This is a genomic window from Pseudoduganella aquatica, assembly GCF_009857595.1.
GTDB classification, from domain to species: domain Bacteria; phylum Pseudomonadota; class Gammaproteobacteria; order Burkholderiales; family Burkholderiaceae_D; genus Rugamonas; species Rugamonas aquatica_A.
On sequence record NZ_WWCU01000029.1, the window covers coordinates 1 to 20,370 of the forward strand.

Annotated in this window: 21 protein-coding genes and 1 pseudogene; 4 read left to right on the forward strand and 18 right to left on the reverse strand. The window is 65.4% G+C overall.

What is annotated here, in order from left to right; all coding sequences use genetic code 11:
* The 5 genes and pseudogenes from GTP77_RS21395 to GTP77_RS21415 all read right to left on the reverse strand — a co-directional run.
* Nucleotides 1-526, reverse strand: a pseudogene (locus tag GTP77_RS21395) (hypothetical protein); the annotation flags it as partial.
* A gap of 19 nt (nt 527-545) precedes the next feature.
* On the reverse strand, nt 546-1,139 hold the full coding sequence (locus GTP77_RS21400; protein WP_161074180.1) for a hypothetical protein: 594 nt from the start codon (nt 1,137-1,139) through the stop codon (nt 546-548).
* Nucleotides 1,140-1,301: 162 nt separating this feature from the next.
* Nucleotides 1,302-2,201, reverse strand: a complete 900-nt coding sequence (locus tag GTP77_RS21405; protein ID WP_161074181.1) for a peptidase associated/transthyretin-like domain-containing protein — start codon at nt 2,199-2,201, stop codon at nt 1,302-1,304.
* Between the two features lie 10 nt (nt 2,202-2,211).
* On the reverse strand, nt 2,212-2,844 hold the full coding sequence (locus tag GTP77_RS21410; RefSeq protein ID WP_161074182.1) for a hypothetical protein: 633 nt from the start codon (nt 2,842-2,844) through the stop codon (nt 2,212-2,214).
* A gap of 20 nt (nt 2,845-2,864) precedes the next feature.
* Entirely contained in the window at nt 2,865-3,425 is a 561-nt protein-coding gene (locus GTP77_RS21415; RefSeq protein ID WP_161074183.1) for a Spy/CpxP family protein refolding chaperone, read from the reverse strand.
* A 175-nt stretch (nt 3,426-3,600) separates the two neighbouring features.
* Between GTP77_RS21415 and GTP77_RS21420 the strand changes: the two genes are divergently transcribed.
* Together GTP77_RS21420 and GTP77_RS21425 are read left to right on the forward strand one after the other, a co-directional pair.
* Nucleotides 3,601-4,290, forward strand: coding sequence for a response regulator transcription factor (locus GTP77_RS21420; RefSeq protein ID WP_161074184.1), 690 nt, complete (start codon nt 3,601-3,603; stop codon nt 4,288-4,290).
* A gap of 2 nt (nt 4,291-4,292) precedes the next feature.
* Entirely contained in the window at nt 4,293-5,987 is a 1,695-nt protein-coding gene (locus GTP77_RS21425) for a HAMP domain-containing sensor histidine kinase (RefSeq protein WP_161074185.1), read from the forward strand.
* Here GTP77_RS21425 and GTP77_RS31090 read toward each other — a convergent pair.
* The 13 genes from GTP77_RS31090 to GTP77_RS21490 all read right to left on the reverse strand — a co-directional run bounded on the left by GTP77_RS31090 (nt 5,984) and on the right by GTP77_RS21490 (nt 17,487).
* The gene (locus tag GTP77_RS31090) at nt 5,984-6,322 is read right to left on the reverse strand and encodes a FlxA-like family protein (RefSeq protein ID WP_161074186.1); all 339 of its coding nucleotides are present in this window, start codon (nt 6,320-6,322) and stop codon (nt 5,984-5,986) included. The genes GTP77_RS21425 and GTP77_RS31090 overlap by 4 nt on opposite strands.
* Before the next feature lie 94 nt (nt 6,323-6,416).
* Nucleotides 6,417-6,998 (reverse strand): BPSL1445 family SYLF domain-containing lipoprotein, encoded by a 582-nt coding sequence (locus GTP77_RS21435; protein ID WP_161074187.1) that lies wholly within the window; start codon nt 6,996-6,998, stop codon nt 6,417-6,419.
* A 94-nt stretch (nt 6,999-7,092) separates the two neighbouring features.
* Nucleotides 7,093-7,659 (reverse strand): dCTP deaminase, encoded by a 567-nt coding sequence (gene dcd / locus GTP77_RS21440; RefSeq protein ID WP_161074188.1) that lies wholly within the window; start codon nt 7,657-7,659, stop codon nt 7,093-7,095.
* Nucleotides 7,660-7,776: 117 nt separating this feature from the next.
* Nucleotides 7,777-8,019, reverse strand: a complete 243-nt coding sequence (locus GTP77_RS21445) for a type II toxin-antitoxin system RelE/ParE family toxin (RefSeq protein WP_321170368.1) — start codon at nt 8,017-8,019, stop codon at nt 7,777-7,779.
* A 308-nt stretch (nt 8,020-8,327) separates the two neighbouring features.
* Nucleotides 8,328-9,158 carry an alpha/beta fold hydrolase gene (locus tag GTP77_RS21450; RefSeq protein WP_161074189.1) on the reverse strand — a complete coding sequence of 277 codons (831 nt, stop codon included), beginning with the start codon at nt 9,156-9,158 and terminating at the stop codon, nt 8,328-8,330.
* Between the two features lie 70 nt (nt 9,159-9,228).
* A complete protein-coding gene (locus GTP77_RS21455; protein ID WP_161074190.1) occupies nt 9,229-9,387 on the reverse strand; it encodes a hypothetical protein in 159 nt (52 codons plus the stop codon).
* A gap of 79 nt (nt 9,388-9,466) precedes the next feature.
* Nucleotides 9,467-10,450, reverse strand: coding sequence for a proline iminopeptidase-family hydrolase (locus tag GTP77_RS21460; protein WP_223149378.1), 984 nt, complete (start codon nt 10,448-10,450; stop codon nt 9,467-9,469).
* A 130-nt stretch (nt 10,451-10,580) separates the two neighbouring features.
* Nucleotides 10,581-13,091, reverse strand: coding sequence for a DNA internalization-related competence protein ComEC/Rec2 (locus GTP77_RS21465; RefSeq protein ID WP_161074192.1), 2,511 nt, complete (start codon nt 13,089-13,091; stop codon nt 10,581-10,583).
* A gap of 104 nt (nt 13,092-13,195) precedes the next feature.
* Entirely contained in the window at nt 13,196-13,402 is a 207-nt protein-coding gene (locus GTP77_RS21470; RefSeq protein WP_161074193.1) for a hypothetical protein, read from the reverse strand.
* Nucleotides 13,403-13,438: 36 nt separating this feature from the next.
* Nucleotides 13,439-14,242 (reverse strand): TatD family hydrolase, encoded by an 804-nt coding sequence (locus GTP77_RS21475; protein ID WP_161074194.1) that lies wholly within the window; start codon nt 14,240-14,242, stop codon nt 13,439-13,441.
* A gap of 2 nt (nt 14,243-14,244) precedes the next feature.
* The gene (gene lolD, locus GTP77_RS21480; protein ID WP_161074195.1) at nt 14,245-14,934 is read right to left on the reverse strand and encodes a lipoprotein-releasing ABC transporter ATP-binding protein LolD; all 690 of its coding nucleotides are present in this window, start codon (nt 14,932-14,934) and stop codon (nt 14,245-14,247) included.
* Complete coding sequence (locus GTP77_RS21485) at nt 14,927-16,189, reverse strand: lipoprotein-releasing ABC transporter permease subunit (protein WP_229202287.1); 1,263 nt, start codon at nt 16,187-16,189, stop codon at nt 14,927-14,929. The genes lolD and GTP77_RS21485 overlap by 8 nt, the downstream gene beginning before the upstream one ends.
* Nucleotides 16,190-16,212: 23 nt before the next feature.
* A complete protein-coding gene (locus tag GTP77_RS21490) occupies nt 16,213-17,487 on the reverse strand; it encodes a lipoprotein-releasing ABC transporter permease subunit (protein WP_161074197.1) in 1,275 nt (424 codons plus the stop codon).
* Nucleotides 17,488-17,621: 134 nt separating this feature from the next.
* Between GTP77_RS21490 and GTP77_RS21495 the strand changes: the two genes are divergently transcribed.
* Together GTP77_RS21495 and recJ are read left to right on the forward strand one after the other, a co-directional pair.
* Nucleotides 17,622-18,674: a hypothetical protein gene (locus GTP77_RS21495; RefSeq protein WP_161074198.1), complete on the forward strand. Its 1,053-nt coding sequence runs from the start codon at nt 17,622-17,624 to the stop codon at nt 18,672-18,674.
* On the forward strand, nt 18,671-20,365 hold the full coding sequence (gene recJ / locus GTP77_RS21500; RefSeq protein WP_161074199.1) for a single-stranded-DNA-specific exonuclease RecJ: 1,695 nt from the start codon (nt 18,671-18,673) through the stop codon (nt 20,363-20,365). The genes GTP77_RS21495 and recJ overlap by 4 nt, the downstream gene beginning before the upstream one ends.
* Nucleotides 20,366-20,370 lie beyond the last annotated feature (5 nt).

The window sequence follows — 20,370 nt, forward strand, 5'->3', positions numbered from 1 at the left end:
TGGCGGCGGCCTGCGCCACGGCGCGCGGATCGCCGCCGCGCGCCTGGGCGGCGCGGTTCACCGTGTCCGCCGCCAGCCGCACAAAGGTCTTGGCGCCTTCGAATTCGCGGTCCTCGCCCATCATTTCGCCCTCGGCCTCCAGTCCCAGCGCACCGCCCGCCGCCGAGGCCAGGCCACTGCCGATCTTGGCGCCCAGCGGGCCGCCGAAGTAGCCGCCGATGGCGCCGCCGGCCAGCGGCAGCGCTTTCTTGGCCACGCCTTTGAGCACGCCGCCCACGGCCTGGCCTATGGGCGACTTGATCACGGAGCCAGCCACCGAGGCGGCCTTCTTCAGGAAGTTGCCGAGGAATTGTTCCAGCTCGGCCTCGTTGGTGACGGACAGCAGTTCGTTGGCCAATTCCATCTCGTCCGCTTCGGACAGCAGGCCGCCCTCGCCGCTCCACTCGCCCTGGCCGAACTCGTATTGCTCGCCTTCATAGCCCATCTCCTGGCCGAATTCCAGGGTGGTACGATCGATGTCATGCATGATTAGCTCCCGATGGTGGTTAACAGTTGAGGACCACGATGCGCTTGCCGCTGCGCTGCCAGCGTCCCCTTGCCGGCTCCTGCTGTGCCGCGCTGTGCAGCAGACCCGGCGCGTGCTTGCGCGCCGCCTGCGCCAGCGCCGCCTGCACCCTGCTTTCGGCGTCCGCCATGTTCCCGTCCGGTCCGACCGGGCCGGACGCCAGCGTGCTGTTGATCAGTTCGCGCGCCAGGCGGATGAAGTGGCGCGCCAGCGCGAATTCCTTGTCCTCCGGGCTGAGGCCCTCCAGCTCCAGGCCGAAGATGGCCGCGCCCCGCTGCTGCGCCGCCTTGCTGCCGAAAGGCATGGCCGCCGTCGCCGCCTGCAGCAGCGCCGACATCAGCGCGCGGCCCAGCGGCACGCGCAGCGCGGCCCGCCCGGCCGCACCGGAGCGCGCCACCAGGCCGGCCAGGAAGGGCGCCAGCCCGGCCCCATTGCCCGCGCCGGCTTCCAGCAATTCGGCGCCATAGGTCATTTCGGCGTCGGTTTCCTGCGTCGGCGGCGGGGCCGCAGGGGCAGCCGCTGCGGATGGGAAGGCAATGTCCAGTTCTGGCAGATAGTCGAGCAGGCGGTTCATGCGAAGCTCCGGTCAGGCGTGTGTACACCTGCCATTGCAAGCCGCGTGCCTGCGCGCTTGAGGCGGAACGGCCGCCGCGTTGCCGAAGTTGGCTTCGCGGCGGCCGCCGTGATGGGGAATTGCGCGAAGCGGACTTCGCGCGGAGGGGGCCGGCTTGCTTGATTAGCCGAGCACGGCCAGCGTCAGCGTGGCGACGTAGCCGTCGGTGGCGTTGCCGGTCATGGCGGCCAGTTGCAGGGAATAGCCGTCGCTGAACACATTGTCGGTGGCGTAGCTGATGCGCGCCAGGTTGCTCACGCTGGCGCTGTAGCCGCTGTTCGCATAAACCTCGGTGAGCGTGGCCATGGGGAAGGTGAACTGCGAAGTCTTGATGCGGTTGGACGCGCTCGTGCTTTTGGCCAGCGTGGGATAGACCTCGAAGTGCACGTGCGGCATGCGGCCGTCGTAGCAGCCGGGGAAGATGGTGGTGAACGTCACCTCGCCGCTGCTGTTGGCCTCCTGCACGCCGCGCAGGTAGTTCTGGTTGGTCACGCCGCTGGAATACAGCGAGTAATTGCCCGAACGGTCGCAGTGCCACAAGTACACCGCCATGCCGCCCGCCGTGCCGCAACTGGCGTTGGCGTTGATGATCTTCAGCTTGATGGTGAGCGGCACACCGGCCGCCGTGCCGCTCATGCCGGCGAAGCTGCTGCGGATGTCCGTGCGCACCACGCCGCTCTGGTTCAGCACATTGGCTATGCCGGCGCTGGTGCTGTTGGTGCCGTCCGCTGGATACGGACCGCCGGTTTCCTCCGGAATGACACTGCAGGCGCCGCTGGTGCCGGTGCTACCCGTGCTACCCGTACTGCCGGTGCTGCCCGTGCCGGTGCCGGTGCCGGTGCCGCCGGAGCTGGTGCTGCTGCTGGCCGTGGAATCCGTGCCGCTGGAGCCGCCGCAGCCGAGGATGGGCAAGGCCGCCGCACTGGCCATCAGCCAGCGCAAGGATTGGCGGCGGCCGGCCGCCATTTGCATCATCTTGTCCAGATCCGCCGCAAGGCCGTGGTTGTGATCGTGCGTGTGCATAGACTGTCCTTTATACCGAAGTGTTGATCAAATTGCCGCTGGTGCCGGCATTGGGCAGCTTGTCCGACAGCGCCTGCAGGAAACTGGCCAGCTTGCTGCCGCTGTTGGAGGCGTCGCTGCCGAGCGCTTCGAGCAGGCTTTGGAACGAGGACTGCAGCGCGCTGCCGCTGTCCTCCGTGCCGTCGCTGCCGGCGGTCTCGCCGGACGAGCCCAGCTTCGAGATAAGGCTTTGCAGATCCGCCTCCAGCTTGCCTGGGCCACCCGGGCCGCGTGGGCCGCCCGCGCCGCCCGGCGGGCCATACGCCTGCCCGTCGCTGGACGAGGAAGACGATTCCGAGGACGACGCGCCCTGCTCGTGCAAGGCGCCCATCAGCTCATGCAGGAAGCTGCCCAGCGCCTGCGCGGCATTGCCGCTGCTGCTGGCGTCGGAGCTGGCGCCATCGGCGGTGGCGCTGTCGCCTGCCGACATGCCGAGCGACTCCAGCACGCTGGCAATGGCGTCGATAAGGCCTCCGCCGGACGGTGGCGGCGGCGGGCCATTGCCCACCTGGCCACTTTCACCGCTGGCATTGGCGGAACCGAGTTTGCTCACATAGCTCAACTGGCTGGTTGCGCTGCTGGAAGTCAGGGAACTGATGGTCATGCTTTTTCTCCTTGCTCGATTTATGGTTTTTCGCGTGCCGGGAAGCCTTGGCGCGGCGGCTTGCGCTGGTCCAGCTGTTTGCGCTGCTCGGGCGTCAACACGCCCAGCAGCTTCTGTTCGGTGCGCACGCGCTGCAATTCCATGTTGGAGATGGCCTGCGCGGCGGCCTGCGCCAGCGACACCGCCTTGGCGTCGTCGAATTTCTCCGCCTTGCCCATCGCGTCCAGCGCCTCCTGCGCCTTGCGCAGCGCCCTGGACTGCTCGCGGATATACGGTTCCTGCGTGTGCAGAATGGTGAACACCTTGTCCTGCTGCGCTTCGCTCAGGTCCAGGCCGTGCATGAAATGCGGGCCGCCATGGGGGCCACGCTCGCCATCCGGGCCGCCACGGCCGCCCATGCGGGGGCCGGGACCAGGGCCGCCGGGCGGCATGCCTGGGCCGCCTTCGGCGCGCGGGCCGGGCGGCGGCGCGTCGAAGCCTTCGTCGCCGCTGGACAGGCCGTTGGCCGCATGCGACGCCAGCGGCAATGCCAGCGCGGCGGCCAGCAGGAGGTGTTGCAGGTGGATTTTCTTGGTTTTCATGTCTGCTCCAGATGATTCGTAAGGAGCAGCCATTGTCCGGCCGGGCCATGTAAAGTGCAGTTAGGACAACGTAAATCGGTGTAAAGACGGCGGGTGTAAATCGGGGTAAAAGCACGCTTCGGCCGGCATCGAGTTTGTTATGATGGGTAAATCGACAACCACGAAACACGCGGCAATGAGCAAGGTACTGTTAATAGACGACGACATCGAACTGGTGGGCATGTTCCGCGAATACCTTGAGCAGGAAGGCTTTGAGGTCAGCACCGCGCACGACGGCGAGGCCGGCGCCGCCGCCGCCTTGTCCGGCTTGTACGCCATCGCCGTGCTGGATGTGATGATGCCGCGCATGAACGGCCTGGAGACGCTGCGCCGCATCCGCAGCCACAGCCGCATGCCCATCCTGATGCTCACCGCGCGCGGCGACGACACCGACCGCATCGTGGGCCTGGAACTGGGCGCGGACGACTACGTGGCCAAGCCCTGCACGCCGCGCGAGCTGACCGCCCGCATCCGCGCCATCCTGCGCCGCACGCTGGGCACACCGATGGACGCCGGCGGCACCCAGCCGCTGGCCGTGGGCCAGCTCACCATGTGGCCCGAGCAGCGCCGCGCCAGCTGGGCCGGCGCCCCACTGGAGCTGACCAGCACCGAATTCAATCTGCTGGAAGTACTGGCGCGCCACGCGGGCAAGCCGGTCAGCAAGAACGTGCTGTCCGAGCAGGGCCTGGGCCGGCCCATGGCGCGCTTTGACCGCAATATCGATGTGCACCTGAGCAGCTTGCGCCACAAGCTCGGCACCATCGCCGACGGCCGCTCCTGCCTGCAGACCGTCTACCGCCTGGGCTACCAGCTGATCAAGGAGTAGCCGTGGGCCGTTTGTTCTGGAAGTTCTTCTTCTCCATACTGCTGGCGCAGTTGGTGGCGGCGGTAGGCATAGGCGGCGCCATCTGGCTCAAGAACCGCGACAACGCGCCGCCCCGCCAGCAGGATATCGACACCGGCCCGCGCGCCGAGGACGCGATTGAATCGGCCGCCGCCACGCTGGAATTCGGCGGCGTGAGCGCGCTGCAAAGCCTGCTGGAGAATATGAACCGGCACCGCGTCTATGCGGTCAGCGAGCAAGGGCGCGAGCTGCTGGGACGCATCGTCAAGCCGGGCATGATACTGGAGGCGCGGCGCCTGCTGAAACAGGACGGCGCGCAGCGCGTCGTGCGCGAAGTGCGGGCGGCGGACGGCCACCGCTACACGCTGTTCCTGCCTTCCCGCGAGCATCTGGGCGAACGCCTGGGCGGCGCGCCGCTGCTCGGCAGCCTGGCCGGCATAGCCAGCGTGCCTTTCGAAGGCCGCAACCCCGGCTACTGGCGCAATCAAAACGACTGGCGAGGCCCGAACGACTGGCGCGGCCCCAACCCGGCATTCGGTCCATCAAACGGCGGCGCCCCCCTGCCCGGCATGGTCCCAGGCCCGAACGGCCGCGGCGACCCACCCGGCGGCGCGCAGGCGGCCGGCCCCGGCGGCCCGAGGTCCGGTTCCGGGGCTGGTCCCGGCTTTGGCCCAGGGTCCGGCCCCGGCTTCGGTCCCGGCGCCGGCCCCAACGCCGGCCCGCAAGGTCCGCCGCAGCGCTTCCAGCCCATGACGCCTTTCATTCCCATCGCCGCCGCCGTGCTGGCCAGCCTGCTGTTCGCCGCCCTGCTGGCCTGGTACTTCGCGCGCCCCATCCGCTCGCTGCGGCAGGCATTCGAAGCCGCCTCGCAAGGCGACCTTGCGCCCCGCTTCGCCCAGGTCTCCGGCAAGCGCGGCGATGAACTGAGCGACCTGGGACGCGACTTCGACCGCATGACAGCCCGCCTGCGCAGCCTGATGGATGCCCAGACCCGCTTGCTGCACGACGTCTCCCACGAACTGCGCTCGCCGCTGGCACGCCTGCAAGCCGCCATCGGCCTGGCGCACCAGCAGCCGGACAAGGCCCACGCCACCATGGAGCGCATCGAGCGCGAGAGCGTGCGCATGGACAAACTGGTGGGCGAGCTGCTCACCCTGGCCCGCCTGGAAACAGGCCCCATCACCTCGGCCGGGGAAGCCATCAGCATGGCCGAGCTGCTGGACGAAATCGTGGCGGACGCCGAATTCGAGGCCGCCTCGCACGACAGGGCCATCGAACTGCGCGGCAGCGCCGACGTGGCCGTGAACGGCCAGGCGGACCTGCTTGCGCGCGCGATTGAAAACATTGTGCGCAACGCCATCAAGCACAGTCCCGCCGGCGGCACGGTGCGCGTGGAGCTGCACACGGACGAAGCGACGGACCGCCTGCTGATACGCGTGCTCGATCACGGCCCCGGCGTGGCCCAGGCCGACCTGCAAGCCATCTTCGAGCCATTCTTCCGCAGCAGCGGCACGCTCAAGGACGTGGAAGGCCACGGCCTGGGGCTGGCGATTGCGCAGCAGGTGGTGCAAGGGCACGGCGGCAGCATTGCCGCCCGCAACCGCGAAGAAGGCGGCTTGTGCGTGGAAGTCGCGCTGCCGATTGCGCAGCACGACAATGGGGAACGGAGCAAGGTCTAGGCAGTCGTATCGATAATACTGCCAACGGTGGAACTGGACGAGCGCGGCGCGCTCGCCTGCTGGGCAGGCTGCGCCGTCGATTGCGCCGCCTGGCTGGCCTGCGCCGCCTTCTGCGCTTCCTGCGCCTGCAACTGGGCGATCTGCGCCTGCACGGCCTGAACCTGCTGCGAAATCTGCTCCGCCTGTTTCTGGCCAGCCTCGCTGGTATCCTTCTGCGCTTCGCTCAACTGCTTCTGCAGCGACACCAGCTGCTTTTGCAGCGCCGCCACCGTGCTCGAACTGCTGCCGGACACACTGGCCGAGCTTGCGCTACCGCTGCTGATTGCCGTCACCATGCTACACCTCCATCTTTATCATTCATAAAGATGGTAACGGTGCCAATTCCGGCGGCTCAACCCTGCGAAGTGTAAAGCCAGGTAAAGACGGCGCTCACAGGTCCAGGCGCGACACCTTGGTGCCCTCCAGCGTGAGGTTGGCCATCAGGCCCGCATTGGTGAGCACCAGCGCCTGCACCGGGCTGTTGGCGGTAGCCGTGTCGACCTCGCCGTTCACGCCCACCTTGATGACAGCCACCGATGCATCCACGCCCGCCGTCCAGCCTTTGCTCTGGCCGAACTTGCTGAACGCTTCCTGCGTCATGAACAGCAGCACCACCGCCTTGGACTGTGCGCCCGCCTGCAAGCCCACGGAGGCCGAGGCCATGCTGTAGTAGCCGCCATGCTCGCTCTTCACGCGCAAAGCGCCCTTGCCGTACTCGCCGCCCACCACCAGGCCGGCCGCCAGCACGCGAGGGAATACCAGGACAGCGTTGGATTTGGCCACCAGCTCGCGCGAGCCCTTCACTTCCGCGTAGAGGCGGTTCAGGGTGCTGTCGACGCCGTTGTCGATCTCGGTGCGCACGGCGCCGGCATCGGCCTTGCCGGAGGTGGTGGTGGTAGTGCAGCCCGTCAGCGCGGCGCCGGCAAAGGCCAGCGCCGCAGCGGATGTGATGAGGAAGGTACGCTTATGCATGGAGCTCTCCAGTCGTCAGGGTCAGCGAATCTTTGCAATTCTGACACCTTGCGCGCAGCAGAGCCTCTCCCTTCCGAAGCAGGCCAGAGGAAAATCAAGCCTTCGGCAGCGTAACGCCGGACTGGCCCTGGTATTTGCCGTTGCGGTCTTTGTACGAGGTTTCGCACACTTCGTCGCTTTCGAAGAACAGCACCTGCGCGCAGCCTTCGCCGGCGTAGATCTTGGCCGGCAGCGGCGTGGTGTTGGAAAACTCCAGCGTCACATAGCCTTCCCATTCCGGCTCGAACGGGGTGACGTTGACGATGATGCCGCAGCGGGCATAGGTCGACTTGCCCAGGCAGACCGTCAGCACATTGCGCGGAATGCGGAAATACTCGATGGTGCGGGCCAGCGCGAAGGAATTCGGCGGAATGATGCAGACGTCGCTCTTGATATCGACAAAGGAGTTGGAATCGAAGTTCTTCGGATCGACGATGGTGCTGTTGATGTTGGTGAAGACCTTGAATTCGTCCGCGCAGCGGATGTCGTAGCCATAAGACGAAGTGCCGTAAGAGATCACTTTGCGGCCGTTTTCAGCCCGCACCTGGCCCGGCTCGAAAGGCTCGATCATGCCGTGCTGTTCCGCCATGCGGCGTATCCATTTGTCGCTCTTAATTGCCATCGCAAAAACCATTTCTCAAGATTGCAGGGAGGCGCCAGCTTGCACCAACGCCATTTCACCCGGGATTTTACGCGAAAGGACTGCTTTCAAGAACAATTCTGCAAGCTTTTGGGCACATCAGCTAGAAATGATTTCGGCAGTCAACGCCCTGCGCTCATGCAAGACTCGCAAGACCGCGAGCGTACTCTGATCGACGCGGTAAAAGATCAGAAAGGGAAACTGGCGCAGTTGCCAGACACGCAAGGAGCGATCAGGTAGAAAGTGCGCATAGCGCGGCGATCCGATCCCTGGATTGCCACAAAGTTTGGCTAACGATGAGTGGAGTTCAGAAATAAAACGCTCAGCCAGGGCAGTAGAAATTGTTGATTAGTAGTCAACAATATCCGCAAGATCGCTCTCGGCGGCGGGGAATAGCCTAATCTGCATTCTCTACGCGGGTAGCTGGGACGCGCGCGCGCAGTTGCGTGATCAAGTCCGCGACGCTTAACTCCCTGGGCGCGCCGCTTTTAAGTCCCGCCATCACCAATTCATACAGGTGACGCTCGGCCTCGCTCTGCGGACCGATTTGATTGCTTCCGTCTGGCAACGTCTCTCCAGACTCATCAGATGTTATTTGCACGCTCATCCAACTATTATAAGCCGCTCCCAGGCAAAGGCTTTGACTACCCTCAAACGACAGTCTCGCCAGAACCAGCGCTTGCCAGTATCCCCAGCAGCTGCGTGATCATCTCGTGGGTTACCTGGGCCGTCAGTTCGGGGGACTCCATGGGGAACAGGTGGCCGCCGGGAATGATGCGGAAATTGCTGCCGACCAGACGGCGGGTGGCGTCCAGCCCGGCCTGGCGATTTTCCACCGACTCGCTGCCGCCGATAAAGCCGGCCGGCACCTGCACGCCGCGCCGGACCAGGCCGCCGATATGGTGCGGCAGGCTGCGGTAGACCGCCGTTTCATTCTCCCGCGTGAAGCGCAGCTGTACGCCGTCCGGATGCGGCTTCAGGCCGGCGGCGATGTAATCGTCCAGCACACCGGGCGCCCAAGCCGCGAAAAGATCTTTCGAGGCGAAGTGCTGGTGCGCCGCTGCCGCGTCCGGCCAGACATTGCGGCGCTTTTCCGAAAAGCGCGCCGGCGAGAACTTGTTGGCCACTGACCAGTTGCGCGTCACGCGCAGCAGCATGGCGCGCCAACCCGCCACCACGGGTGAATCGAGCATCACCACGCAGCGCACCAGGTCCGGCCGCATGGCGGACACCATCACGCTCAGCATGCCGCCCAGCGAGTGGCCCAGCAGTATCACCGGCTCGGTGTAGCGGCTTTCCAGCTCGTCCACCAGCTCCTGCACCAGCTGCGGCCAGCCGGTGCCGACCGGATAGGCCGGGTTGTGGGCATGCATGTCCAGTGCGGAAATGTCGTAATGCTGGCCCAGCAGCTCGAACAGGCGGCGGTAGGTGCCGGCCGGATAGCTGTTGGCGTGCGAAAAGTGCAGCTTGGGTTTGTTCATTTTTGTAGTGTCTCCTTGGGACCATTGTAAGGAGAGCGGCGGCAAAAGAAATAGAACGGTTGCTCTAATTTCACTCCTTGGCCGGCGGCAAGGGCGGCGCGGGCGGTTTGGAAGTCGGAATAACGAGGACGTGCTTGTCCATTACCTTGCCGTCCTGCTTCTGCTGCACAACCTGCGTGGCGACGGCTTTGGCAGGAACGACCGGCTTGGGATGGCGGGGAAAGATCATTGCTGCGCTCGCTTGATGGACGGACCACCCAGATGAGGACAGTTGCCGGACTTTCAACACGCCATCCATCAGTTCCGGCTTAGACGGTCTTCAGGAAGGCCAGCAAGCCCCGGAAGTACTGCTCCTGCGCATCCCACATGCAGAGATGGCTGCCGTTCTCGCAAATTACGGATTTCGCATTCGGCATCATGCGCGCCATTTTGCGGATATCCTCCGGGTCCATTTCGTCGTAGGTAGCGCCTATGGTCAGCGCGCGCACCTTGATTTCATGCAGGCGGTCCCAGCGTTCCCAGTCCTTCAGGTTGCCGGTCACCAGGAATTCGCTCTTGCCCTGCATCTGGTTGTAGATTTTCGCATTCAGATGACGAAACGCGCGGTTCACCGCATCCGGCCACGGACTGATGCGGCACAACACCTGCGGATACAGCACCTCGTTCATGATGCGTTCGTACTCCGGCGTATCGTAGGCCTCCCTGGCTTCCAGCGCCTGCAGCTCCGCCAGCGTGTCCGGCGGCAGCTTCATCTTGATCGACGCGGTGTGGCGCAGCAGCGCCTGTATGCCCGCCGTCATATTGGAAATGACCAGGCCGCGCAAACGGCGCTGGTGGTGCAGCGCATATTCGATGGCCAGCAAGCCGCCCCAGGAATGGCCGTACAGAACGAACTGGTCAAGGCCCAGGCCTGTGCGCACTTCTTCCAGTTCCTCAAGGTAGCGCGGCAAGGTCCACAGCGAAGGATCGTCCGGCTGGTCGGAGTTGCCGCAGCCGAGCTGGTCGTAGTAGTACATCTCGATGCCGGCCTGCGGCAGGAAGGACTCCATCGCCTCCAGGTATTCGTGCGTAAAGCCGGGACCGCCGTGCAGCAGCAGCACCTTGATGGGGCCCTGCCCGACTTTCTTGGTCCACACCTTGTACTTGCCGCCGGCGACAGGAATCATGCGCACGCCTGCCGTGCGGATGCCGACCGGGTTCAAGCCGTCAGGGCGGGTAATCGTCGCGCCGCCTGCGGAAGCGGTCCCTGCTGCGGACGCCGTGGCGGTGCTGGCTGCGGCGATCGCCGCCATACTGCCTGTAACAAAATTTCGACGCTTCATATTGGCTTCTCGTTATTCTCGGGCGCGCAAGTATCCGGGGCAGGCGGAATGCCGTAAAGACCGCCGGTCGTAATACACTATTGAGCATTGCGAAATAATCTTACGGATGGCGCCAATAGCGCGGGTTGGCTTCGCGGTAGCGCTCCACGCTGAGCTGGCCATTGAACTCCAGCGTCAGTGCTCCGCTTTCGTCGGTGCGCAGGCGATCGATACCAAGGCTGCGGTAGCGCTCAAAGACCTGCGGCTGGGGATGGTGATAGCGGTTGCGGTAGCCGACCTGGAATATGGCAGCGCCAGGCCGCACGGCAGCCAGGAATGGCGGCGTGGACGACGTGCCGCTGCCGTGGTGTGGAGCGAGCAGCACATCGGCCGGCAGGCTCGCCGGGGCGCGTAGCAGCAGCTCGGCCTCCTGTGCCGCTTCGATGTCGCCTGCCAGCAGCATGGCCTTGCCGCCCGCGCTCACCCTCAGCACGCAGCTGCGGGCGTTCGGTTTCAGTCCCGCATGGCCGTAGCTTTCGGCGGAGGGATGCAGCATCTCAAAGAGCACCCCGTCCCAGTTCCAGCCCTGCCCGGCTTCGCAGCGCACATGCCTGGGCGAGGCGCGCACGATGGGATGCCCCGCCGGCAGCGAGGTGCTGGTCCAGGAGATGCGCATATTTTCCAGCATCGCCAGGGCGCCGCCGGAGTGGTCGGCGTCCGCGTGGCTCACCACCATCGCATCCAGCGCGCCGATGCCGCGCGCCCGCAGGTAAGGCAGGATCACCCGGTTGCCGCCATTGGAATCAGGCGCGTAGGCGGGGCCGGTGTCGTACAGCAGGCGATGCCCACTGGTTTCCACCAGCAGCGCCATGCCCTGCCCCACGTCGAAGGCGGTCACGCGGAATGCGCCGTCCGCCGGATGGCTGGGCGTCGCCGCCAGCAAGGGCAGCCAGGTCACGATACCCAGCCAGCGCAAGGGCCAGCCGCGCGGCGCCAGCATCCACGCCGTGCCGAACAGCGCCCAGCAGAACAGCCAGGGCGGCGGCGTGGGCGCGGCCCATACGGCGAAGCGGCTCGCGCTCATCCATTGCAGCGCTTGCGCCAGCAGCCATACGGTTCCGTGCGCAAGGTTCAGCAATGGCGCGGCCAGCAAATCCGGCAGCACCGCCCCCGCCAACGCCAGCGGCGTGACCAGCAGGCTGACTACCGGAATGGCCACCGCATTTGCCACCGGACTTGCCACCGACACCTGCGCGAACAGCAGCATGGTCAGCGGCACCAGACCGACGGTGACCGCGTACTGCACGCGTGCGGCCATCTTTAAGTCCGCCATCCACCGTTCGCGCCTCGACAGCGGCGCGCGGCGCGGCTGCAGCAGCGGCAGCGCGCCATTACCGGCGGCGCCTGCCGCCAGCACCGCCACGCCGCTGCCGTGATGCACCTCGGTGCGGCCCACCGTCGCGTACAGGATGGTGGCGACGGCGCCGAAAGAAAGCCAGAAGCCCGGCCACATCACCGCCCAGGGATCGAGCAGGACAACCACGCCGGCGGCAAGGCACAGCACATGCGTCACGCTGGCCAGCCGGTCCGTCCACAGCGCCACGGCGACCACCGCCAGCATATACAGCGTGCGCTGCGCGGGTACGCCGAAGCCCGCCAGCAGCACATACACCAGCGCAGCCAGCATGCCAGCCAGCGCCGCCACTTTCTGCGCAGGCAGCAGCAGCGGCAACTGCGCGCGCGTGAAGAAGGAACGCCGCCACAAGGCCGACGCGGCCAGCGCGAACAGGCCGGCGATCATCGTAATATGCAATCCGGATATGCTGATGAGGTGCGATATGCCTGTCCGGTTAAACACCTGCCAGTCGGATTGCGGAATGCCGCGCTGGTCCCCCACCACCAGCGCCACGATCACTCCCGCATACTCCTTGCCCTTGAGCGCGCGCAGAATGCGCTCCCGCAGCACAGCGCGGCAGTGTTCGACCAAGTTGCCAAAACTGGTGACGAAAGCAGCCAGGCGCTGGTTGCGGCCATCCTGGCGCACATAGCCGGTGGCGCGCACGCCCTGCTCCAGCAGCCAAAGTTCGTAATCGAAGCCATAGGGGTTGGCGTTGCCGTGCGGCCGCTGCAAGCGGACCGTGAGCCGCCAGCGTTCGCCCGGCTGCACGTCGCCTATCGGCACGGCCTCGCCGCGATAGCCCTCGTACCAGGACAGTGCTACCAGCGGCGGCACACGCATGGCGCCGCGCTCGACCTGCTCCACCGCGAAATTGAAACGGACGCCGCCTTCGAAACGGTTGGGCAGGTTGGCGATGGTGCCGATCAGGGTAACGTCGCGGCCTTCGTTGGCCTTCGCCAGCTCAGGCTTGAGCGCCGCTTGCGCCAGCATGGCGGCCCAATAGAAGCCCAATGCGAAGCCTGCCAGCAGTCCGAACAGCGGCCGCGATGCGAGCTGAAACTGGCGCTGCCCCTTGTAGCGTAGCGGCAGACGCCCTTGCAGGCAATGCACTGCGAACAGGCCCAAAACGGCAACCGTCAAGGCCAGCATAACTACCTGCGCGTGCAGCGGCAGCGTAGCTTGCGTCTGCAACCATGCCGCACCGCCGACAAATCCGAGTATCGCGCATCGCATCACGGTTCCGGGCAAAGAACCGATTATTGCCAGACCAGCTTCCCCGCGTTCTAATCCAGATCAAGCTCTCGCAAAGTTGCAGACCGAAACCGAGGCGCCCCCTGTTAAATATACATCAGGCCTATTTCTGCAGAAATATTATTGACGACACTCCAGTCTTCCATATTTTTTGACTGCAGAGAAACAGAGATGCTTGCCTTTCCTGCAATCAGATTCTTGTAGAAATCTATCCTCCCCTGAATCGCTACGGCAAAGCCATAACCGAGTGACAGCACCATAGAAACAGAAAACAAGATTCGTCCAAGATTCATATCGAAACCCTCCTTATCCCATAGGGCCGAGACCGCTCAGGTTTGCAGCAGGCTGGCCATGCGCGGCAGGATGGCGCGCGCATTGGCGCTGGTGGCGGTGCGGACCTCGTCCACGCTGATGCCGCGCAGTTCGGCCAGCACCTCGCCTATGCGCGGAATCTGCTGCGGGGTGTTCACGCCGGGGTGGACCCAGGACGGAGAAATGTCCGGCGCGTCCGTCTCCAGCACGATGGAAGACAGCGGCAGCTCGGCCGCCAGACGGCGTATCTGCAGGGCGCGCGTGAAGGTCATGCTGCCGCCGAAGCCCAGCTTGAAGCCCACATCGATATAGCCCTGCGCCTGCTGGAAGCTGCCGTTGAAGGCGTGCGCGATTCCGCCGTTGGGCGTGATCTGGCGCACATGCTTGAGCACCTGGTCCTGCGACTTGCGCACATGCGTAAGCACCGGCAGGTTGAAGTCGCGCGCGATGCGCAGCTGCTCGCGCAGGAAATGCACCTGCTTCTCGCGCATGGCCGGTTCGGCCAGCATGGGGACGAAGAAGTCCAGTCCTATCTCGCCTATCGCCACCATGCGCGCATCGTCCATGGCCGCTTCCACGCTGGCGCGCAGGGCGAGCAGGTCGTCCTCGGTTGCGTTGGGCACGTAGATGGGATGGATGCCCAGCGCATAGCAGGCGTTATCCGCCCTGGCAGCGAGGCCGGCGACGATATCAAGATTGGCCCGCTCGACGGCGGGAACCACGATCATGCCCACGCCCTGCTCCTGCGCGCGGCGCGCCACGTCCAGCGAGGCATCGCCGAATTCGTGCGCGTCCAGATGACAGTGCGTGTCTATCCACATGCTTACTTCTCCTGGTGCAAGCCCTGGTCGGTCAGGCGCAGCACGCGGTCGCAGCGCTTGGCCAGTTCCGGGTCATGCGTGACGATGACGAAGGCCGTGCCCAGGGTGCGCGACAGCTCCAGCATCAGGTCGAAGATCTGCTCGGCCGTGCCGTGATCGAGGTTGCCGGTCGGTTCGTCGGCCAGCACGCAGGCGGGCTGCGTCACCAGCGCGCGCGCCAGGGCCACGCGCTGGCGCTCGCCGCCGGACAGCTCGCCCGGCACGTGCGTCACCCGCTTGGCCAGGTTCACGCGCGTGAGTATCTTCTGCGCTTCCTCCTGCGCCTGCGAGCGCTTTACGCGCCGTATCATCAGCGGCATGGCCACGTTGTCCAGCGCCGTGAACTCGGGCAGCAGGTGGTGGAACTGGTAGACGAAGCCAAGCGACTGGTTGCGCAAGTCACCGCGTTCGCGCTCGCCCAGGCTGGCGAAGTCCTTGCCAAGCAGGGTTACGCTGCCGTTGCTCGGCGTATCCAGGCCGCCCAGCAGGTGCAGCAGCGTGGACTTGCCGGAACCGGATGCGCCGACAATGGCCACGCGCTCGCCGCGCCGCACGTCGATGTCGATGCCGTTCAGTACCTGGACCGAGTAGCTGCCCTGGGTGAAGGTTTTGCCCAGCCCGCGGCAGGACAGGACGATGGATTGATCATTCATAGCGCAGCGCCTCCGCAGGTTTGACACGGGCAGCCCACCAGCTTGGATAGATGGTGGCCAGGAAGGCCAGCGCCACCGCCACCACGCCGATGCGGGTGACGTCCGGCCAGCGCATATCCGAAGGCACGGTGCTGATGTAGTAGATATCCCTAGACAAGAACTGCACTCCCAAAGTTGATTCAATAAACGGCACGATCACATCGATATTCAAGGCCACCAGCACGCCGCCGGCCACACCCAGCGCCGCGCCCATGGTGCCCACCAGCGCGCCCTGTATGACGAAGATGCGCATAATGGATTGCGGCGACGCGCCCAGCGTGCGCAGGATGGCAATGTCGGGCTGCTTGTCCGTTACCGTCATCACCAGCGTGGACACGAGGTTGAACGCGGCCACGGCCACAATCAGCGCCAGGATGATGAACATCATGCGCTTCTCGGTCTGCACCGCCGCGAACCAGTTGGCGTTCAGCTTGGACCAGTCGCGTATCTCCATCCCGGCGGGCATCAGGGGTTTGAGGTCTTGCGCCACTTGCGGGGCGCGGTGCATGTCCGCCAGGCGCAGGCGCAGGCCGGCCGGCGCGGACAGGCGCAGCATTTTTTCAGCGTCCACAATGTGGATGAAAGCCAAGCCGCCGTCAAACTCGGCGTGGCCCGCCTGGAAGATGCCGGTCACGGTAAAGGAGCGCATGCGCGGCACAATGCCGGCCGGCGTAACCGTGCCTTGCGCCAGCGCCATCGTCACCTTGTCGCCCAGGTTGACCTGGAGCGCGCGCGCCAGGTCTATGCCCAGCACGATATTGAATTCGCCCTGGCGCAGCGCGTTGAAGTTGCCGTACTTGGTGTGCTTGGCCACGTCCGACACATTCGGCTCCTGCTCCGGCAGGATGCCGCGCACGATGGCCGGACGCAGCGTGTCGCCGCCATGCTGCAGCATGGCCTGCGTTTCCACGAACGGCGCGGCGCCCTTCACTTCCGGATTCTTGAAAGCGTTCTTGGCCTGCTGCTCCCAGTCCGGCATGCCCTCGCCCCCAGTGTTGAACACTTCCACGTGGGCCAGCACGGACAACATGCGGCCCGTGACTTCCTTCTGGAAGCCGTTCATCACCGACAGCACGATAATCAGCGCTGCCACGCCCAGCGCAATGCCGCCCATGGAGATCAGCGAGATAAAGGAGATGAAGCTGTTGCGCGAGCTGCGCTTGCCGGCGCGCGTGTAGCGCAGGCCGACCAGCCATTCAAAAGGTAAATTCGACATCAGATTCTTCAGCATGATCTGGTTCACTCGTAGCGCAGGGCGTCGGCCGGCTTCACGCGCGCGGCGCGCCAGCTCGGATACAGGGTGGCGACAAAGGCCAGCGCAACCGCCGTGGCGGAGATCACGGCCACGTCATGCCAGCGCAGGTCGGACGGCACGGCGCTGATAAAGTAGATGTCCTTGGCCAGGAACTTCATGCCCAGCATGCGCTCGATGGCGGGAACGATCACGTCCACGTTCATGGCCAGCAGCACGCCGCCTGCCACGCCCAGCGCGGTGCCGATCACGCCCACCAGCGCGCCCTGCACCATAAAGATAAACATCACCGAGCGCGGCGCGGCGCCCAGCGTGCGCAGGATGGCGATGTCGGCCTGCTTGTCCGTCACCGTCATCACCAGCGTGGCAACCAGGTTGAAAGCCGCCACTGCGATAATCAGCGTAAGGATAATGAACATCATGTTCTTTTGCGTCTGCACCGCGGCGAACCAGTTGGCGTTCTGCTGCGACCAGTCGCGCACCAGCAGCTCGCCCGGCATGGTGCGTTTCAGCTCGCGCGCCACGTCCGGCGCGCGCTGCACGTCCGCCACGCGCAGGCGCAGCGCGAACGGCAGCTCCAGGTGCAGCAGCTCCATGCCATCGCCGATGTGGACATAGGCCAGGCCGGAATCGAACTCGTTGTGGCCGGCCTCGAAAATGCCGGCGACGGTGAAATAGCGCATGCTGGGAGAGCCGCTACCCATCATGTCCTTGCCGTTCTGCGCCAGGGCCATGGCGACCTTGCCGCCCACTTCCACGTCCAGTGCCTTGGCCAGGCCCACGCCCAGCACGATATTGAACGCGCCCGGCTGCAGCGCGTCGAAGCTGCCCTGCTTGAACTGCTTGCTCACGCTGGAGACGGTGGCTTCGGCCTTGGGCAGAATGCCGCGCACAATGGCGGGCCGCAGCTTGTCGCTGCCGTGCACCAGCATGGCCTGGGTTTCCACGAATGGCGCCACGCCCTGCACTTCGGGATTCTTGAACGCCTCCTTCGCGGTGGCCGTCCAGTCCCGCAGGCCGCCGCCGCGCAGGTCGTACATCTCCACATGGCCCAGCACCGACACCATGCGCTCGGTCACTTCCTTCTGAAAGCCGTTGTACACCGACAGCACCACGATCAGCGCGGCCACGCCCAGGCCTATGCCCAGCATGGAGATGGCCGAGATAAACGATATAAAGCTGTTACGCCCGCTGCGCTTGCCCGCGCGTGTGTAGCGCAGGCCGACCAGCCATTCGAAAGGCAGATTCTTGATGATGCTCATGGGCCTTGTAGTTAGTGGTGCCATAGGTGAAAAACGTTCCGAGCCCGAAGTGTGCCATACAAATTACATTTCGTGAGTGAAACACCGCACCGTGGCCGCAAGCGGAAGGCGGCGGGCTGATACAATCGCGGGTTATGAATCAGCTTACCCTCGTCCTGCCCTTCGCCCTCACCCCGCCCGAACTCGCTCAAGACCTGGCCCGCGCTATGCAAGTGCCGGCGCTGGCGATGTTGCTCGAGCGCAATAGCACGCACCGCGTGACGGAGGAAGACGGCGCCAACCGCCTTCTGCCGCATGAATCGTGGCTGTCGCGCGCGCTCACCGCCGGCGCGCCCGCAGGCCCGTCCGACAACGCCCCCTTCGCACCCGCCATGATGCGGGCGCTGGACGTGGCGCAGGCCGACGGCTATTGGTTCGCCGTACAGCCCGTGCATCTGCAACTGGCGCGCACCCATATGGAGCTGGGCGATCCGCGCTCGCTTAACCTGAACGAAGCCGACTCGCGCGCGCTGTTCGACCTGATCAAGCCCTACTTCGACGACGCCGGCAAGCCGCTGGTCTACGCCGCGCCGGACATGTGGTTCATGCGCGCGGACGACTGGCAAGGCCTGCGCACCGCTTCGCCGGACGTGGCCGTGGGCGACAACCTGAGCGACTGGATGCCGGAAGGCGATGCCAAGCGCGAGTTCCGCAAGCTGCAAAACGAAGTGCAGATGCTGTGGCACGAACACCCCGTCAACGAAGCGCGCCAACAGCGCGGGCTGTCGCCGGTGAATTCGTTCTGGCTGTGGGCTGGCGCCTCTGCCAATGCCTCGGCAAACGCAGCAGCCAGCAACGCCGGCGCGCTGGCCGTCGTCAACTGTCCCGCGTGGCTAACGCTGCTGGCCGATCCCGCCCTGCGCGCCGCCACCGCCCCGCAAGTGCTCGCGCTGCCCGGCGACGCCACCGTGGTGCTGGGCGAACTGATCCCGGTAGGCAAAGCCGGCGACTGGGCGCCCTGGCTGGCGCACATGCAGCAGATCGAGCAGCAATGGTTCGCTCCCTTGCTGGCGGCGCTGCAAACGGGCCGCCTGGGCAGCCTGAAACTGGTTTTCAGCAGCCATCTGAAGCTGGCCGAATTCACCATCACCAAGGGCTCTTTGCGCAAATTCTGGCGCAAGCCCGCCCTCACCAAGCTCACGCCATGACCCGTATCGCCACCCGCCCCTGCCCCTTCCGCGAATCGGAAATGCTGCGCCAGGGCGGCATCCATCCTGTGCTGGCCCGCCTGTTTGCCGCGCGCGGCCTGACCGACCCCAAAGACCTGTCCAGCGAGCTGGCGGCGCTGATCGCGCCTTCCGGCCTGCTGCACATCGGCGCGGCGGCCGTCTTCCTGGCCGACTCCATCGCCGCGCAAAAGCGCATGGTGATCGTGGCCGACTACGACTGCGACGGCGCCACCGCCTGCGCGGTGGCGCTGCGCGGCCTGCGTTCCATGGGCGCCAATGTCGACTTCATCGTCCCCAACCGCTTCGAATACGGCTACGGCCTCACGCCGGAAATCGTGGCGCTGACGGCGCGCGAAAAGCAGCCGGACATCATCATCACCGTGGACAACGGCATAGCCAGCATAGACGGCGTGGCCGAGGCCAACCGGCGCGGCATCGAAGTCGTCGTCACCGACCACCACTTGCCGGCCGACGTGCTGCCCGAGGCGCGCGTTATCGTCAATCCCAACCAGCCGGCCTGCGGCTTCCCGAGCAAGAACCTGGCGGGCGTGGGCGTGGTGTTCTACGTGCTGCTGGCCCTGCGCGCAGAACTGCGCAAGCGCGGCGTATTCGACGCCGCCACCCAGCCCAAGCTGGACAGTCTATTGGACCTGGTGGCGCTGGGCACCGTGGCCGACGTGGTCAAGCTGGACCCGAACAACCGCATCCTGGTGGCGCAAGGCCTGAAGCGCATGCGCGCAGGCCGTATGCATCCCGGCGTGGCCGCCCTGTTCCGCGTGGCCGGCCGCCAGGCGCGCACCGCCACGCCGTTCGACCTGGGCTTCGCGCTCGGCCCGCGCCTGAACGCGGCCGGGCGGCTGGAGGACATGTCGCTCGGCATCGAGTGCCTGCTCACGGACGATGAAGACCGCGCCTGGCAGCTGGCGCAGCAGCTCAACGAGATCAACCTGAAACGGCGCGAGATCGAAGCCGAGATGCAGGACGCGGCCTTGCTGCACCTGGACCGCTTTGAACCCGCCGCCAGCAGCACCATCAGCGTATTCGACGAAAGCTGGCACCAGGGCGTGATCGGCATCGTGGCATCGCGCCTGAAAGAAAAGTTCTTCCGTCCGACGATTACCTTCGCACCGGCGGGAGACGGCTGGATCAAGGGCTCCGGCCGCTCCATCCCAGGCTTCCACCTGCGCGACGCGCTGGACCTGGTTTCAAAACGCGCCCCCAGCCTGATCGACAAATTCGGCGGCCACGCCATGGCTGCGGGCCTGAGCATCCGCGCCGATGCCTTCGACGCGTTCTCGGAAGCCTTCGAAGCCGTGGGCCGCGCATGGCTGACGGAACAGCAGCTGGAACGCGTGATCGAAACCGACGGGCCGCTGGAAGACGGCTACTACACCACCCAGTTCATCGAGCTGATGGACGGCCAGGTATGGGGCCAGGGCTTCGCGCCGCCGGTGTTCTGCGACGAGTTCCGCGTGGTGAGCCAGCGCATCCTGAAAGAGCGCCACCTCAAGCTGCTGCTGGAGAAAAACGGCGCGCGCTACGACGCGATCTGGTTCGGCCACACCGAATCCGTAGGCGACCGCGCCCGCGTCGCCTTCCGGCTCGACGCCAACGAATACAACGGCACCACCAAGGTCCAGCTCATGGTGGAACACGCCGAACCCGCGTAGGGCGG

Coding starts and splice junctions, on each gene's coding strand:
- GTP77_RS21450 (WP_161074189.1), bottom strand. CDS start 9,158: ATGAACAAACCCAAGCTGCACTTTTCGCACGCCAACAGCTATCCGGCC.
- dcd (WP_161074188.1), bottom strand. CDS start 7,659: ATGGCAATTAAGAGCGACAAATGGATACGCCGCATGGCGGAACAGCAC.
- GTP77_RS21495 (WP_161074198.1), top strand. CDS start 17,622: ATGAATCAGCTTACCCTCGTCCTGCCCTTCGCCCTCACCCCGCCCGAA.
- GTP77_RS21465 (WP_161074192.1), bottom strand. CDS start 13,091: ATGCGATGCGCGATACTCGGATTTGTCGGCGGTGCGGCATGGTTGCAG.
- GTP77_RS21410 (WP_161074182.1), bottom strand. CDS start 2,844: ATGACCATCAGTTCCCTGACTTCCAGCAGCGCAACCAGCCAGTTGAGC.
- GTP77_RS21405 (WP_161074181.1), bottom strand. CDS start 2,201: ATGCACACGCACGATCACAACCACGGCCTTGCGGCGGATCTGGACAAG.
- GTP77_RS21420 (WP_161074184.1), top strand. CDS start 3,601: ATGAGCAAGGTACTGTTAATAGACGACGACATCGAACTGGTGGGCATG.
- lolD (WP_161074195.1), bottom strand. CDS start 14,934: ATGAATGATCAATCCATCGTCCTGTCCTGCCGCGGGCTGGGCAAAACC.
- GTP77_RS31090 (WP_161074186.1), bottom strand. CDS start 6,322: ATGGTGACGGCAATCAGCAGCGGTAGCGCAAGCTCGGCCAGTGTGTCC.
- GTP77_RS21490 (WP_161074197.1), bottom strand. CDS start 17,487: ATGAGCATCATCAAGAATCTGCCTTTCGAATGGCTGGTCGGCCTGCGC.
- GTP77_RS21455 (WP_161074190.1), bottom strand. CDS start 9,387: ATGATCTTTCCCCGCCATCCCAAGCCGGTCGTTCCTGCCAAAGCCGTC.
- GTP77_RS21485 (WP_229202287.1), bottom strand. CDS start 16,189: ATGTCGAATTTACCTTTTGAATGGCTGGTCGGCCTGCGCTACACGCGC.
- GTP77_RS21435 (WP_161074187.1), bottom strand. CDS start 6,998: ATGCATAAGCGTACCTTCCTCATCACATCCGCTGCGGCGCTGGCCTTT.
- GTP77_RS21460 (WP_223149378.1), bottom strand. CDS start 10,450: ATGGCGGCGATCGCCGCAGCCAGCACCGCCACGGCGTCCGCAGCAGGG.
- GTP77_RS21400 (WP_161074180.1), bottom strand. CDS start 1,139: ATGAACCGCCTGCTCGACTATCTGCCAGAACTGGACATTGCCTTCCCA.
- GTP77_RS21470 (WP_161074193.1), bottom strand. CDS start 13,402: ATGAATCTTGGACGAATCTTGTTTTCTGTTTCTATGGTGCTGTCACTC.
- recJ (WP_161074199.1), top strand. CDS start 18,671: ATGACCCGTATCGCCACCCGCCCCTGCCCCTTCCGCGAATCGGAAATG.
- GTP77_RS21415 (WP_161074183.1), bottom strand. CDS start 3,425: ATGAAAACCAAGAAAATCCACCTGCAACACCTCCTGCTGGCCGCCGCG.
- GTP77_RS21475 (WP_161074194.1), bottom strand. CDS start 14,242: ATGTGGATAGACACGCACTGTCATCTGGACGCGCACGAATTCGGCGAT.